Source organism: Burkholderia stabilis, assembly GCF_001742165.1.
Lineage (GTDB): Bacteria > Pseudomonadota > Gammaproteobacteria > Burkholderiales > Burkholderiaceae > Burkholderia > Burkholderia stabilis.
On sequence record NZ_CP016443.1, the window covers coordinates 538000 to 552252 of the forward strand.

The following is a 14253-nucleotide window of genomic DNA, read 5'->3' on the forward strand; positions in this document are numbered from 1 at the left end:
AGACATCATGCGACACTTCGTTACCGCGCTCTCGGTGGCCGTTGCCGCCGGCGCGCTGACTTCCGCCCACGCGCAGGAAGTCGTGATGATCGGCCATTCGGCGCCGCTGACCGGCCCGCAGGCTGCCAACGGCAAGGACAATGAAAACGGCGCGCGCCTCGCCGTCGACGAGCTCAACAAGGCCGGCGTGAAGGTCGCCGGCAAGACCGTCACGTTCAAACTGGTCTCCGACGACGACCAGGCCGACCCGAAAGCGGGCGTACAAGTGGCACAGAGCCTCGTCGACAAGGGCGTCGTCGCGGTGCTCGGGCCGTACAACTCGGGCGTCGCGATCCCGGCGTCGCGCGTGTACTCGAACGCCGGCGTGCCGATCCTGCCGGTTGCGTCGAACCCGGCGCTCACGCGGCAGGGCTTCAAGAACATCTTCCGGATCGGCGCGAGCGACGAGCAGCTCGGCGGCACGATGGCCACGTTCGCAGCGAAGACGTTGAACGCGAAGACGGCCGCCGTCATCGACGATCGCACCGCATACGGGCAGGGCGTCGCCGAGCAGTTCATGAGCGTCGCGAAGGCGAACGGGATCAAGATCGTCGATCAGGAATACACGAATTCGTCGGCCACCGATTTCCTCGGCATTCTCACCAAGATCAAGGCCAGCAACCCCGACGTGATCTTCCTCGGCGGTTATGCGGCGCAGGGCGCACCGATGGCCAAGCAGATGAAGCAGCGCGGGCTGCGCGCGAAGCTGCTCGGCGGCGACGGCATCTGCTCGGCCGACATGGGCAAGGTCGCGGGCGAAGCGGCGTCGATCGTCTATTGCGCGCAGGGCGGCGTCGCACTCGAAAAGACGGCGGCCGGCCGCGAATTCCTGAAGAAGTACCACGACACCTATCACACGGATACGCAGGTCTACGGCGTCAACTACTACGACGGCATGAAGCTGCTCGCCGACGCGATGGTCAAGGCCGGCACGACCACCGACAAGGCGAAACTGATCGCGCAACTCGCGAAGTCGAACTACGCGGGCGTCGCGGGCACCTATTCGTTCGACGCGAACGGCGACCTGAAGGGCGCGCCGACCACCGTCTACGTGATCCGCAACGGCCTGCCGGAACCGTACGCGAAATAACCGGCCTGCCACCGGACGGCGGCTCGGCCGCCGTCCTTCGTTTTCACGCATTCGATTCACCATGAAAATTTCCCGATCCCTTTCCACCGTCGAAGTGCATACGGGCGGCGAAGCATTCCGCATCGTCACGAGCGGGCTGCCGAGACTGCCGGGCGACACGATCGTCCAGCGCCGCGCCTGGCTCAAGGAGAACGCCGACGAAATCCGCCGCGCGCTGATGTTCGAACCGCGCGGCCATGCCGACATGTATGGCGGCTACCTGACCGAACCCGTGTCGCCGAACGCCGATTTCGGCGTGATCTTCGTGCACAACGAGGGCTACAGCGACCATTGCGGGCATGGCGTGATCGCGCTGTCGACCGCGGCGGTCGAACTCGGCTGGGTGCAGCGCACGGTGCCGGAAACGCGCGTCGGCATCGACGCGCCGTGCGGCTTCATCGAAGCCTTCGTCAAATGGGACGGCGAGCACGCAGGCTCCGTGCGCTTCGTCAACGTGCCGTCGTTCATCTGGCTGCGCGACGTATCGGTCGACACGCCTTCGTTCGGCACCGTGACCGGCGACATCGCGTACGGCGGCGCGTTCTACTTCTATGTCGACGGCGCGCCGTTCGACCTGCCGGTGCGCGAAGCGGCGGTGGAAAAACTGATTCGCTTCGGCGCGGAAGTGAAGGCCGCCGCGAACGCGAAGTATCCGGTCGCGCATCCGGAGATTCCGGAAATCAATCACATCTACGGCACGATCATCGCGAACGCGCCGCGCCATCCGGGCTCGACGCAGGCGAACTGCTGCGTGTTCGCGGATCGCGAGGTCGACCGCTCGCCGACGGGCTCCGGCACCGGCGGCCGCGTCGCGCAGCTCTATCAGCGCGGGCTGCTCGCGGCGGGCGACACGCTCGTCAACGAATCGATCGTCGGCACGATCTTCAAGGGGCGCGTGCTGCGCGAAACGACCGTCGGCGATATCCCGGCCGTGATCCCGGAAGTCGAGGGCAGCGCGCACATTTGCGGGTTCGCGAACTGGATCGTCGACGAGCGCGATCCGCTGACCTACGGTTTTCTCGTGCGCTGAGCATCGGCGCAGACCGGCCGCCGTCGCGCGGCCGCCCGGTTGTCGTACCAGGTTGGGCGCGTCGTTCCCGTTGCGGGTCACGCGCCTTTTTTTATGCACGAACGATCGCGAAGCCGCGCGGTGCGCGCGTGCGCAGCGCCGCCACGGGCCGGCGGGCCGCGCGAGTTTTGGTACGATGCACCCTTTTCAGCCGAGCTCCACCCGCGTGAATCGCCGAAACGTGTCGTCAGTGCGTGACTTCTGTGCCAGATGGATTGCGCGCGCCCAACCCGTCGCGGCTGCCGCCGCGGCGCGGGTCAAGCCTCTCGCCGCCGCCGCGTGGCACCATCTCCGTCATCCGACGCGCCGCGGCGTGCTGCTCGCGGCCGCCGCCGTGCCGGCGCTGTTCGCGCTGTACGTGGTCGTGCTCATCCCGTTCACGCCGGGTATCGGCGACATCCGCAAGGCGCGCGTCGACCAGCCCGCGCAGGTGCTGTCCGCCGACGGCAAGCTGCTGGCCGAATTCAAGCCGTCGAACCGCGAATGGGTGCCGCTCAAGCAGATCTCTCCGCACATGGTCGACGCGCTGATCGCGACCGAGGACCATCGCTTCTACGAACATCACGGCCTCGACTGGAAGCGCACGGCGTCGGCCGCGCTTCATACGTTCTCGGGCAGCCGTCAGGGCGGCTCGACGATCACGCAGCAGCTCGCGCGCAACCTGTATCCGGACGAAATCGGCCGCGCGCCGACGCTCACGCGCAAGGTGAAGGAGGCGATCACCGCGCTGAAGATCGAGGCCGTCTACAGCAAGGACCAGATCCTCGAAACCTACCTGAACACGGTGCCGTTCCTGTACAACGCGTACGGCGTCGAGATGGCCGCGCGCACCTATTTCGACAAGTCGGCCGACGAGCTCGACGTGCTCGACAGCGCGACGCTCGTCGGGATGCTGAAGGGCAACAGCTACTACAACCCGGTGCTGAACCCCGAGCGCGCGCTGCAGCGGCGCAACACGGTGCTCGGCCAGATGGTGAAGTACGGCAAGCTGTCGCCGGCACAGTTCGCGCAATTGCAGCGCCGGCCGCTGCGCATCGACTTCGAGCGCCAGAAAGAGCCGCCGGGGCCGGCGCCGCATTTTGCGCAGCAACTGCGCAAGTGGCTGATCGCGTGGGCCGACCGCAACGATTACAACATCTACTCGGACGGGCTGATCGTGCGCACGACGATCGACTCGCGGCTGCAGCAGATGGCGACGCAGGCGCTCACGCAGCAGGGCAATCAGCTGCAAGGCATCGCGAACGGCGCGTGGAGCGGCCGCGACGGCTGCGGCACCGACAACGAGGTGTTCCGCACCTTCATGCGCGAGTCGCCCGAGTACAAGGCCGCGCAGGACGCCGGCAAGGACGACGCGGCCGCGATGAAGCTGCTCGCGGCCGATCGCGGCTTCATGCGCGCGCTGTGCAAGACGAAGACCGACGTGCAGGCCGGTTTCCTCGCGATCGATCCGCGCGACGGGCAGATCCGCGCATGGGTCGGCAGCCGCGACTTCACCAGCGAGCCGTTCGACCACGTCGCGCAGGCACGGCGCCAGCCGGGCTCGACGTTCAAGCCGTTCGTCTATGGCGTCGCATTCGCGAGCGGGATGAAGCCGGACGACACGTTCATCGACCAGCCGGTCGAGATCCCGTTGAAGGGCGGCGAGATCTGGCGGCCGAACGACGACGTGCCGCCGACGGGCAAGCCGATGACGCTGCGCGACGCGGTCGCGCTGTCGCGCAACCGGATCACCGCGCAGGTGATGGAGAAGGTCGGGCCGGCCGCCGTCGCGCGGCTCGCGCACGACATGGGCGTGCGCGAGAGCCCGCTCGAACGTGTGCCGTCGCTCGCGCTCGGCACGAGCCCGGTCACGCTGAAGGAGATGGTCGCCTCGTACGCGACGATCGCGAACGGCGGGCTGTATGTCGAACCGCAGATGGTCACGCGCATCGAGAACCGCCAGGGCGACGTGCTCGCCGAATACGCGCCGGCGCCGCCCGAGCGCGCGCTCGACGCCGAAACCGACAAGACGCTGCTCAGCGTGATGCGCGATGTCGTGACGCGCGGCACGGGCGGCAGCATTCGCACGCGCTTCGGCATTCGCGGCGACGTGGCCGGCAAGACCGGCACGACACAGGACAACGCGGATGGCTGGTTCATCCTGATGCAGCCGGGCCTCGTCGCCGGCGCGTGGGTGGGTTTCGACGACGGCCGCGTGACGCTGCGCAGCGATTACTGGGGGCAGGGCGCGCACAGCGCGCTGCCGATCGTCGGCGATTTCTTCCAGCGCGCGCAGCGTGCGCGGATCATCGACACGAAGGCGAAATTCGATACCGAGCCGTCGCCCGGCTGGTTCGCGTCGCTGCGCGAGCGCGTGACGGACCTGTTCGACACGTGGTTCCCGCCCGAGACGAAGAAGGCGCCGGCGTCCGCCAGGACGCAGCGCGTGGAGCGGCCGCCTGAAGCGGACGAAGGCGCGTCGGCGGCGGAATCGGCGGCATCGGCGCCCGAAGCGGCGTCGGGTGGAATCGTCGAGGAATGGATACCGGCGTCCGAAGTGGCCGCCTCGGCTGCCGCGCTGTCGTCGGGCGCATCGCAATCGCAGCCCGCGCAGCCGCCGGCCGCGGGCGCCAGCCCGGCGAGCGGAGGCAACGCGGGCGTCGGCGCCGAACCTTCGACCGTACCGGCCCCGCCGCCTGCGCCGGCCTCTCCGGACACGACCGGCGCCTCGCAATAACGAAGCCGTTCAGATTTCGCGCGATGTTGCCGTAATTACGGTGTCACGACAGCTCGCGCGGTCGCTCCGCGCTTCTCCGATGCGGCTTCCCACCGACTACGTCGCGCTGACGCGCGACGATCTCTCTGCCGGCGTCCCGCTCGGCTTCGACCTCTACGATGCCGACGGCGCCGCGCTGCTGCCGGCCGGCGCGACGCTGCGCGATGCCGCGCAACATGCTTTCCTGTTCGACCATTTCCGGCCCGTGCGCCTGCGCGACGATGCCGATCCGCATGGGCACGGCGCAGCGGCGCCCGTCACGCGGATGGGATTGTCGGCCGGGGCCGCGATCGGAATCCGCCGCCGGGTCGGCACGACACGCGTGCTGCAGCGCTGCCGGCTGATCGGCGTCGCCGCGTCGGGCGCGCTGTTCGTCGAGCCTCAGCCGGCGGCCGTGCTCGAGTTCGCGCGCGGCGACGACGTCGAAGCGGTGGCGATCGGCCGTGCCGCCGTGTCGCGTTTCGGCGCGACGGTCGAGTCGGTGCAGGCGTCGGGCGCCGCGCCGTTCATGATTCTTTCGCCGCCCGGCTTCGTCGACCGGCTGCGCACGCGCGCGGAGCCGCGCGTGCCGGTGCGGATCGCGGCTTGCTGCACGGGCGGAGCGGGCGACGCGCAAGGCATCGGGATGGTGCGCGACATCAGCCTGAGCGGACTGTCGATCGCGGTCGACCGGACGATCGCCGCCACCGGCGAGCCGTTGCGCGTGCAACTGCCGTATGCGGCGGGCGACCGCATCGAAGTTCTCGTGCTCGACGGCACGGTGCGGGCCGCGCATGCGGACCCGCACACGCCGGCGCTGACGCTGCATCACGCGGCGTTCGGCGAAACCGGCGCCGACGACCTGATCCGCCTCAAGGCCTTGCTGTTCGACCGGCTGATGGCGTCGGCGGATACCGATCACCTGCGCTGACGGCGGGCGGGCATGCGGCAGCTTTCACGCCCATTCGGCACGTAAATGCCGACAATCATCTGATGATTCGGCGAAATTCCCGGCGATTGTATGGTTTCCGTCAACAGTGAATTCGCGATTTAAGTATTTACCCTGATAGTCGCACCTCCTAGACTTCTACTCATGCGCAACGACCCCGAGTCCGAAGCGCCTGACAAAACAATCCTGGAGGTAACGCATCATGAAATCGCTGATCAAGGCAGTTGCACTGGCCGCCCTGGTGGCCGCACCGGTCGTCTCGTTCGCCCAATCGAACCAGCAACCGCTGACGCGCGCGCAAGTACGCGCCGAACTGGTCCAGCTCGAAAAGGCCGGCTACAACCCGAACGACTGGATGAACTACCCGGAAAACATCCAGGCTGCACAGGCCAAGATCGCCGCCGCGCAGAACACCGGCGCGCAAGCCGACACGACGGGCTACGGCACGAACGCCGCTGCGACGTCGCAGTCGGGCCAGCGCGTGGTCGTGCCGGCCGCCACCGATCGTTCGTCGGTGTTCTTCGGCCACTGAGCCGGCTGGCGCCCGCAAGGGCGCATGGGTGTTAGCCCGAAACCCGTGCACGGTATCCGTGTACGGGTTTTTCGTTTCCGCATCCCGAATGAGAACGGTGCCGGGAGAGCATCACGGCGCAGTGCCCGCGCGGCGGGCGCGGGTCGCGAGCACGGCCGCGACGCCGCCGAGGATGGCGATCGATGCGAGCGCGAGCCGCCAGGTCGGCTGTTCCGACAGGAACAGCACGGCACCGCCCGCGGCGATCGGCGGCACGGACAACTGGATGGCCGCGGCGCGCATCGCCGTGAGATGCCGCAGGGCGGCATACCAGACGACGTAGCCGAGGCCCGACGTGAGCGCGCCCGACACCACGGCAAGCACGATGCCGGTTGGCGTCACGTGCATGCGCGCGGCCAGCGCGACGCTCAGCACCAGCGCCAGCGGTGCGGCGCGCAGGAAGTTGCCGGCGGTCGCGGCGACCGGATCGGCCGGCTTGCGGCCGCGTATCGAATAGATGCCCCAGGCGACGCCGGCCACGGTCATCAGCGCGGCGCCTTGCGGCGTGGGGGCCGCGAGCCCCGGCGACATCAGATACAGCAGCCCGCCGAGCGCGACGCCGAACCCGGCCCAGCCTGTCGGGGCGAACCGTTCACCGGCGCGCCATCCCGCCACGAACATCGTCAATTGCACCGCGCCGAACAGGATCAGCGCGCCGGTTGCGGCGCTGACGGTCAGGTACGCGAACGAGAAGCATGCGACATAGGCGAACAGCATCGTCGCCGCGGGCCAGTCCGCGGGCGGGGCCGGCCGTCGCGCACCCGCGCGCGCAACGATCGCGAGCATCAGCGCGCCCGACACGAGGCGCAGGCTGCCGAAGCTGGCCGCATCGATCCGCCCGGCCTGCAGCGCGAGCCGGCACAGCAGCGAATTCGACGCGAACGCGAGCATCGCGACGGACGTCAGCGCGACGACCCGCACGGCTGGCCGCACGTGCGGCGCGAATACGGAGGCGGGCGGACGCATCGCGTGCCTCACGCGTGGTTCGCGACGATCAGCACGGCCACGCCGAACAGTGCAACGCCGAGCGGCGCCGTGATCTGCCGTCCCCACACCGCATTCTTTTCGATGGCCATCAGCGCGGCGAGCGACAGCATCCAGCCGAGACTGCCGGCGCCGACGACGAACATCAACAGCATCAGCGCCCAGCAGCACCCGACGCAGAAGAGCCCGTGGCTCGCGCCCAGCGCAAACGCGTGCCGCAGCGGCGCGCGACCGCGCCAGTGGCTGATCACGAAGCTGAAAGGGGTGCGGCAACGGTCCAGGCAGTGTTCCTTCAGCCTGCTGAACTGAAAGGCGCCGGCGAGCGCGAACACGGCCGCGCCGATCAGCCAGCCGCGCCACGCGAGTGCCGGCAGGTGCGCGACGCCCGTCAGCACCAGCGCATGCAGGCCGTGCGCAACGAGGCCGAATCCGCTCCACACGACCACGTAGCCGACGCCGACGAGCGCGAGCAGGCGCGTCTGGTCGGGGCGGCCCGCGACGACGCGCGCGAACGCGTCGAACAGCGACAGCGTCGTCGGCAGCATCATCGCAAGGATCATCAGCGTCCAGGCAGCCGCGTCGAACACGGCCGGCAGCCATAGCGTGCCGCCCGGCAGCGCGCGGCACAGCACGCTGAACGGTGCGGAGGCGGCGTCGTCGCCGTGCTCGAGATAACGCCCGTACGGACTGCGCGTCCACGCCCACAACGTGACCCACGCGAACACGACGAGGCTCGCGAGCACGAGCGGAAACAGGCGCCGGTGCAGCGACGCTGCCATGGCGGTTTCCGTGCGAGCGCGATTCACGCGTCGAACAGGAACGTGCTCTGCAACGCGTTGTGATTCTTCAGATCGACGTCGATGCCGATCGCCGCGTTCTTCGATCGATAGACGGGCGCCTTGCCGACGAACACGGGTGCGCCGGGCACGGTCGAGAACACGGTGTCGGTCAGCGTCGTCTGCGCGCCGCTCGGCCCGAGGTACGGCTCGAGTTCCGCGTGATAGTCGGTGCCGATCGACAGCGTGCCGCGCGCGCCTTCGACGTCGAACCTGATCGGTGCGCGCTCGACCGACACGACCTTGCCGATCAGCTTCGCGAGTTCGGCGATCGGGCCGCCGGCCTGTCCCGTGTAGACCTTGAGCAACGCCTGCTCCTGCGCTTCGGACGCCGTGTCGCTGACGTAGATCGCAGCGGTCCAGTTGCCTTGCAGGATATTGCCCGGCACGCGGCACACGGCGGCGATCGTGTTGCCGCCGACGTCGACGCCGTCGACCGTGCCCTTGTCGACGTGCCATGCGACGATGGTGTCGCACACGCCGAAATCCGGATCTTCGCCGATCCAGCACGGGCAGAGTACGCGGCAGTTGCAGACCTCGAGCAGACGGCCTTCCAGGTGATAGCTCATGATTTCCTCCAGGGGAGCGACGGCGCTTGCGCGTTGTGCTGGGCAGAGGAAACCGGCTGACGAAACGTCACGCCCGCTCGACGGTACGAACGCGAAATGCGCTGAGGAATGCGCGGAAGCGGTGACGGGATGGATGCGATAGCGCGGGCCTGAAGCGGCGTATCGATTTTCCAGTGTAGGCGTGCATGGACGATATGCAAGCCGATGCGCGGGCACGATCGCGGCTGACAACCGAACGCGCGTGCGCTAGCATCGCGGACGGTGTCGCCGCGCGCCGAGGCGCGGCAGGGGCGTCGGGCTCCGCACCGGGTTCCACGACTTCAACGAACAACAAGGAGCATCCATGCGTGTCTTGACCGGTCTGCTTTGCACGCTGGCGCTGGCCGCGAACGTCGCCCATGCGCAGGCGAACTGCGCGGACGCGACGGATCAGGCGACGATGACGGCATGTGCCGATCGCGCGTACAGGAAATCCGACGGGGAACTGAACCGCACCTACCAGGCCATCACCGCGCGCCTGCGCGATGCACGGCCGCTGGCGGAGAAACTCGTGAATGCGCAGCGCGCGTGGATTGCGTACCGCGACGCCGAATGCAGTTTCTCCGGCGCGAACGCCGAGGGCGGCAGCGCGTATCCGATGGTCATGTCGACCTGCCTCGACGATCTGACGAAAGCGCGCACCGAAACGCTGAAGGGTTATCTGTCGTGCGAGGAAGGCGACCTCGCATGCCCGGTGCCCGCGAAGTAAGGCCCGCACCGTTCGGCCGGGCGCATGCCGCACGGCCGGACACCGTCCGTTACACGTCGTCCGTTACACGTCGTCCGTTTCGTCGAGCAGTTTGTGGCGCATCGCGTAACGCACCAGTGCCGCCTCGTGCGGCATCTGCATCTTTTCCAGAATCCGTGTTTTGTAAGTGCTGACCGTCTTCGCGCTCACGCACAGCGCCTGCGCGATCTCGGTGAGCGTCTGTCCGGCGGCGATTCGTCGGAACACGTCGAATTCGCGGTCGGACAGACGTTGGTGCGGCAGCGTCTCGGCCGGCTCGTTCAGGCTCTGCGCGAACTGCTCGGCCATCGCGAGGCTCACGTACACGCCGCCCGACGCCACCTTCGTGACCGCGCCGACCAGCTCGGCGCTCGCGCTTTCCTTCGTCAGATAACCCGACGCGCCCGCGCGGAATGCGCGCACCGCGTATTGCTGCTCCGCGTGCATCGTCAGCACGAGCACGCGCAGCGCGGGTTTCTCGTCCTTGATCTGCTTGATCAGCTCGACGCCGTTGCGGCCCGGCATCGACAGGTCGAGCACGAGCACCTGCGCGGGCGTCGAGCGCACCAGCGCGATCGTCGACGGGCCGTCGCAGGCTTCGCCGGCGACTTCGAATCCGCTGGCATTCTGGAGGATGTGCCGCAGACCGTCGCGCACGAGCGTATGGTCGTCGGCGATGAGCACCTTGATCATGAGATGAGAATGTCCTGTTGAACGGTACTGAGCGGAAACGACACGGTAATCGAGAAACCGCGCGCGAGGGCGGTGTCGATCGTCACGGTGCCGCCCAGCATGTGCGCGCGTTCGCGAATGCCGATCAGGCCGAACGATTTGTCCTCGTGGGCCGGACCGCCAGGCGCCGCGCCGCGGCCGTTGTCCGCGACGCGCAGCACGCAGAAGCCTTCCTCGATGTCGAGCCGCAACGCGACGCGCGTCGCATCCGCGTGGCGCGCGACGTTCGTCAGCGCTTCCTGGACGATGCGGAACAGCGTGGTTGCGCCCGCGCTGGTGAAGGTGAGGCCGCCGGTTTCGATGTGACGTTCGACATCGATCCCGTAGCGGTTCGTGAAATCGTTCGCGAGCCATTCGATCGCGGGCACGAGGCCGAGATCGTCGAGCATCACCGGCCGCAGGTCGGCCGCGATGCGCCGCACCGATGCGACCGTCGTATCGATCAGCCGGCGCATGCCCTGCAGGTGCGACAGGATGCCTTCGTCGGACTGCGCGCGATCGGGCACGCGCAGCTGCTGCTCGACGACCGACAGGTCCATCTTCAGCGCGGTGAGCTGCTGGCCGAGATCGTCGTGCAGCTCGCGTGCGATGCGCGTCTTTTCTTCCTCGCGCACGTTCTGCAGGTTCGCCGACAGTTCGCGCAATTCCTCGCGCGATTGCTTCAGCGCGTTCTCGGCGCGCAGCCGCTCGGTGATGTCGCGCAGCATCACCGTATAAAGCTTGCCGGACGCGTCGCGGATCTGCGAGATCGACGCCTCGATCGGGAATTCCTCGCCGTTGGCACGCAGCCCGAACAGCACGCGCTGTCGGCCCATCTGCCGCTCCGACACGCCCGTCACGCCGAACTGGTCGACATGCTTTGCGTGCGCGGCGCGGAACCGCTCGGGGATGAAGCGCGACAGCGGCGCGCCGATCGCCTCCATCGCGGACACGCCGAACACCTGCTCGGCCATCGGATTGAAGATCACGACCGTCTGCTTTTCGTCGATCGTGATGATCGCTTCCATCGACGAACGGATGATGCCCATCATCCGTGCCTCGTTGAGGATGCCGCGGCTGCTCGCGCCGGGATCGACGGCAGCGCCCCGGCGGCGCTGCAATGCGTGGACGAGCGCCGCGAACGCGATCGACGCGATCAGCCCCGCGGCGAGCACGGTGCCGGCCGCGCGCTGCGCACCGGTCGCGCTCGGGCGGCCGTCCGCGGAATAGGCGAGCGTCAGCACGGTGCCGCCGAAATTCAGTTCGTCGGTGCGCCGCAACAGGTCGGGCGACGTCGATGCCTCGTCGGTCGTCGTCTCGACGCTGACGATCGCACGCGGATCGCGGCTCGTGGTCATCCACAGGTCGATCCCGCGTTCCGCGTCGAGCGCACGCTCGACCAGCCGCCGCGGGCTCAACGCCGCGAACAGCATCCCGTCGGCGCCGGCTGCGCGCGTGCCGGACGGCGTGGCGGCCGCATTCGGCGACGTGGTGACGGGCAGGAACAGCGTGAGGGTGCGCGCGTCGCGGGACGTGTCGTCATCGGCCGGATGGACGCCGAGCGCGATGTCGCCGGTCTGCAGCGCGCGCGCCAGCGGGGCCGCGTCGGACGCGCCGAAGCGCACGACGGGCGAACTCGAAGCGGGCGCGCTGAGCGCCGCGGTCGCGAGGGCGTCGGCCGGCATCGGTTTCGCGTCGGCGAGCGCGTTGCGCGTCGCGGGCGGCAGCGGCACGTAGCCGATCTGCCGGACGGGCGAGCGGCCGCTGTCGAGATCGAGGGTCTCCGCGTACCGGCGCCATTGCTCGGGCGTCATGTCCGGCACGAGGCTGAACGCGCCGCGCGCGCCTTCGAGCACGGCGACGCCGGCTTGCAACTCGTGCCGCAGCATCGCCGTCACGTGCGTCGTGCGGCGTTCGAAGCGCGTGCGGACGGCGTTCTGCCACTGCTCGCGCACCAGCAGCGCGACGCCGAGCGACAGCACGGCGCCGGCGCACAGCGCGACGACGCCGGCCGCGAGCGGCTGGCGTAACATGGTCTGGAGGCGCGTGGGCCCTCGGGCGTCACGCGTCGGGGTTCCACTGACGGTCATTCGATGGCCATTGTGTTGTCAGGCCCTTGAGCACTCGGGCAGCGCGGCAAAACCGGGGAAAACTCGCACCGGCTGCGTGCAACGTCTATTTTCAAGATGAAATTGTGCGCGTTTTACGCTTTTTTTGTAATAGGGTCAGCTGAAAATGCGGCAAACGACGTGGAGCAGCGGGCGCGCCGGCCGCGCTTGACGCGCGTCAACGCGCGCGTCGGCACGTGGGGCAGACTGTTCGGCAGGCAAGCCGGCACCGGGCCGGCTTGCGGTAACGGGCCGCCGTCGCGCAGCGCGCGGCGCGTGCCCGGTCGGAGGGACGGACCATGTACAAGCGGATTTTCGTCGGGCTCGATGGCAGCCCGAGCGCGCGTCTCGCGCTGAACGAGGCGATCCGGATCGCGGCGGCGTCAGGCGGCGAGGTCACCTGTGCGTACGTCGTCGAGCATCGGCCGCAGCTCGTCGACGTCGATGCGGGTTTCCCGGCCGAGCGCGACGGCGATGCGGCCGCCACCGACGCGGCGACACCGGTGCTCGACGATGCAAAGGCGGTGCTCGCGCAGCAACACGTGCCGGGCACCGTGCGCGCGCTCGACGCTTACGGCGAGGACATCGCCACGGTGCTGATGCGCACGGCGGCCGAAGCCGACGCCGACCTGATCGTGATGGGCACGAGCGGGCGGCACGGGCTGCGCCGGTTGCTGCTCGGCAGCGTCGCGGAATCGTTGCTGCGCGCGGCCGATCGGCCAGTGCTGCTGGTGCGGCACGGCGAGCCGGGCGCGCCGGCAGCGGCGTGATGCGCGCAGCGCTGCGCTGACGCATGAACGGCTGCGGGCAGGGGACTGCCGCACGTATTCGCCTGAACCCTGCCTGACGGGACGCGCGATACGCTGACCGGCGCACCGCGCGTGAGCGCGGTTGTCGCATTCGATGCGCCCGCCATCCGGATGAGGCCGCGCCGGACGCGCGCGCATGTGGAGCGATTGCGCGCCGGCGGTTGCGTCCCGACACGCAGTTCTGGCAGCATCGGTCGGTGTCCGCTTCTTCGCCGTGCGCATGGCCGCGGCGATCGACGCAGCGGCATCCGGCAGCGCCCGGTCGCATTCGCGACGAACGGGCCGCATGCCGGACGCCAGGTTCCTTCCCTTACCGACCGTCATCCGTCATGCCGATTTCCGCCGCCGACCTGATTCACCAGTTCGACCTGCAGCCGCACCCCGAGGGCGGCTATTTCCGCGAAACCTATCGTGCGACCGATGCGGTCGTGCGGCCCGCCGACGGCGCGCCGCGCGCTGCGTCGACCGCGATCTACTACCTGCTGTGCGACGGCGCCTATTCGTCGTGGCACCGGATCCGTTCCGACGAGGTCTGGCATTTCTACGCGGGTGATCCGATTGAAGTGTGGGTGCTCGACGAGCGCGACGGGCTGACGATCCACCGGCTCGGCAACCCGCTCACGCACCCGGGTACCGTGTTCCAGGCGGTCGTGCCGGCCGGACGCTGGTTCGGCGCGCGTTGCGCGTCGCCGGAGCACGTCGCGCTCGTCGGCTGCACGGTTGCGCCGGGGTTCGAGTTCGCGGAATTCGAACTGGCCGACGCGGCCGCGCTGGCCGCCGCGTTTCCGGACTACGCGGAACACGTCGCGCGGCTCGCGCCGCGCCCCGACGCGTAAGCGCGACAGCGGTGCCTGCAGCCGCCCGAAGCCCGCGCTGGCGGCGCGTGTTCCGCGCGAGCGCGGCCAAACCCGTTTAGAATGCCCGTCATGCGCAAGGTCGACTGCGGACGTGCCGCGGCGGCCGTTGCACAGCCGTACCG

Annotated in this window: 13 protein-coding genes; 8 read left to right on the plus strand and 5 right to left on the minus strand. The window is 68.8% G+C overall.

The window, feature by feature from the left end:
• Nucleotides 1-7 precede the first annotated feature (7 nt).
• The 5 genes from BBJ41_RS20500 (at nt 8) to BBJ41_RS20520 (ending at nt 6452) form a co-directional block, all read left to right on the plus strand.
• The gene (locus tag BBJ41_RS20500) at nt 8-1129 is read left to right on the plus strand and encodes a branched-chain amino acid ABC transporter substrate-binding protein (RefSeq protein ID WP_069748165.1); all 1122 of its coding nucleotides are present in this window, start codon (nt 8-10) and stop codon (nt 1127-1129) included.
• Between the two features lie 61 nt (nt 1130-1190).
• Nucleotides 1191-2198 carry a trans-3-hydroxy-L-proline dehydratase gene (gene lhpH, locus BBJ41_RS20505; protein ID WP_069748166.1) on the plus strand — a complete coding sequence of 336 codons (1008 nt, stop codon included), beginning with the start codon at nt 1191-1193 and terminating at the stop codon, nt 2196-2198.
• 175 nt (nt 2199-2373) lie between these two features.
• A complete protein-coding gene (locus tag BBJ41_RS20510; RefSeq protein ID WP_069750286.1) occupies nt 2374-4953 on the plus strand; it encodes a penicillin-binding protein 1A in 2580 nt (859 codons plus the stop codon).
• Between the two features lie 79 nt (nt 4954-5032).
• Complete coding sequence (locus tag BBJ41_RS20515) at nt 5033-5902, plus strand: PilZ domain-containing protein (protein WP_069748167.1); 870 nt, start codon at nt 5033-5035, stop codon at nt 5900-5902.
• 220 nt (nt 5903-6122) lie between these two features.
• Nucleotides 6123-6452 (plus strand): DUF4148 domain-containing protein, encoded by a 330-nt coding sequence (locus BBJ41_RS20520; protein WP_069748168.1) that lies wholly within the window; start codon nt 6123-6125, stop codon nt 6450-6452.
• Nucleotides 6453-6563: 111 nt separating this feature from the next.
• Here the strand turns inward: BBJ41_RS20520 and BBJ41_RS20525 are convergent, their stop codons facing one another.
• From BBJ41_RS20525 to BBJ41_RS20535, 3 genes are read right to left on the minus strand one after another with little or no spacing between them, the layout of a single operon-like run.
• Entirely contained in the window at nt 6564-7457 is an 894-nt protein-coding gene (locus BBJ41_RS20525; RefSeq protein WP_069748169.1) for a DMT family transporter, read from the minus strand.
• An 8-nt stretch (nt 7458-7465) separates the two neighbouring features.
• Nucleotides 7466-8254 (minus strand): DUF2182 domain-containing protein, encoded by a 789-nt coding sequence (locus BBJ41_RS20530; RefSeq protein WP_069748170.1) that lies wholly within the window; start codon nt 8252-8254, stop codon nt 7466-7468.
• A gap of 23 nt (nt 8255-8277) precedes the next feature.
• Nucleotides 8278-8880, minus strand: a complete 603-nt coding sequence (locus tag BBJ41_RS20535) for a DUF1326 domain-containing protein (RefSeq protein ID WP_069748171.1) — start codon at nt 8878-8880, stop codon at nt 8278-8280.
• 343 nt (nt 8881-9223) lie between these two features.
• Here BBJ41_RS20535 and BBJ41_RS20540 point away from each other — a divergent pair, with 343 nt between their 5' ends.
• Nucleotides 9224-9628, plus strand: a complete 405-nt coding sequence (locus tag BBJ41_RS20540) for a lysozyme inhibitor LprI family protein (protein WP_069748172.1) — start codon at nt 9224-9226, stop codon at nt 9626-9628.
• Nucleotides 9629-9691: 63 nt separating this feature from the next.
• Here BBJ41_RS20540 and BBJ41_RS20545 read toward each other — a convergent pair whose 3' ends face one another.
• Together BBJ41_RS20545 and BBJ41_RS20550 are read right to left on the minus strand one after the other, a co-directional pair.
• Nucleotides 9692-10339, minus strand: a complete 648-nt coding sequence (locus BBJ41_RS20545) for a response regulator (RefSeq protein WP_069748173.1) — start codon at nt 10337-10339, stop codon at nt 9692-9694.
• The gene (locus BBJ41_RS20550; protein ID WP_069748174.1) at nt 10336-12447 is read right to left on the minus strand and encodes a PAS domain S-box protein; all 2112 of its coding nucleotides are present in this window, start codon (nt 12445-12447) and stop codon (nt 10336-10338) included. Before BBJ41_RS20550 ends, BBJ41_RS20545 begins: the two co-directional genes overlap by 4 nt.
• A 317-nt stretch (nt 12448-12764) precedes the next feature.
• Between BBJ41_RS20550 and BBJ41_RS20555 the strand changes: the two genes are divergently transcribed.
• A complete protein-coding gene (locus BBJ41_RS20555) occupies nt 12765-13235 on the plus strand; it encodes a universal stress protein (RefSeq protein WP_069748175.1) in 471 nt (156 codons plus the stop codon).
• Between the two features lie 368 nt (nt 13236-13603).
• A complete protein-coding gene (locus tag BBJ41_RS20560; protein WP_069748176.1) occupies nt 13604-14110 on the plus strand; it encodes a cupin domain-containing protein in 507 nt (168 codons plus the stop codon).
• The last annotated feature ends 143 nt before the right edge of the window (nt 14111-14253 follow it).

Excerpts from the sequence above, each read along its gene's own strand:
- lhpH (WP_069748166.1), top strand. The coding sequence starts at position 1,191 with ATGAAAATTTCCCGATCCCTTTCCACCGTCGAAGTGCATACGGGCGGC.
- BBJ41_RS20520 (WP_069748168.1), top strand. The coding sequence starts at position 6,123 with ATGAAATCGCTGATCAAGGCAGTTGCACTGGCCGCCCTGGTGGCCGCA.
- BBJ41_RS20550 (WP_069748174.1), bottom strand. The coding sequence starts at position 12,447 with ATGACCGTCAGTGGAACCCCGACGCGTGACGCCCGAGGGCCCACGCGC.
- BBJ41_RS20540 (WP_069748172.1), top strand. The coding sequence starts at position 9,224 with ATGCGTGTCTTGACCGGTCTGCTTTGCACGCTGGCGCTGGCCGCGAAC.
- BBJ41_RS20530 (WP_069748170.1), bottom strand. The coding sequence starts at position 8,254 with ATGGCAGCGTCGCTGCACCGGCGCCTGTTTCCGCTCGTGCTCGCGAGC.
- BBJ41_RS20510 (WP_069750286.1), top strand. The coding sequence starts at position 2,374 with ATGCACCCTTTTCAGCCGAGCTCCACCCGCGTGAATCGCCGAAACGTG.
- BBJ41_RS20535 (WP_069748171.1), bottom strand. The coding sequence starts at position 8,880 with ATGAGCTATCACCTGGAAGGCCGTCTGCTCGAGGTCTGCAACTGCCGC.
- BBJ41_RS20555 (WP_069748175.1), top strand. The coding sequence starts at position 12,765 with ATGTACAAGCGGATTTTCGTCGGGCTCGATGGCAGCCCGAGCGCGCGT.
- BBJ41_RS20515 (WP_069748167.1), top strand. The coding sequence starts at position 5,033 with ATGCGGCTTCCCACCGACTACGTCGCGCTGACGCGCGACGATCTCTCT.
- BBJ41_RS20545 (WP_069748173.1), bottom strand. The coding sequence starts at position 10,339 with ATGATCAAGGTGCTCATCGCCGACGACCATACGCTCGTGCGCGACGGT.
- BBJ41_RS20560 (WP_069748176.1), top strand. The coding sequence starts at position 13,604 with ATGCCGATTTCCGCCGCCGACCTGATTCACCAGTTCGACCTGCAGCCG.
- BBJ41_RS20500 (WP_069748165.1), top strand. The coding sequence starts at position 8 with ATGCGACACTTCGTTACCGCGCTCTCGGTGGCCGTTGCCGCCGGCGCG.
- BBJ41_RS20525 (WP_069748169.1), bottom strand. The coding sequence starts at position 7,457 with ATGCGTCCGCCCGCCTCCGTATTCGCGCCGCACGTGCGGCCAGCCGTG.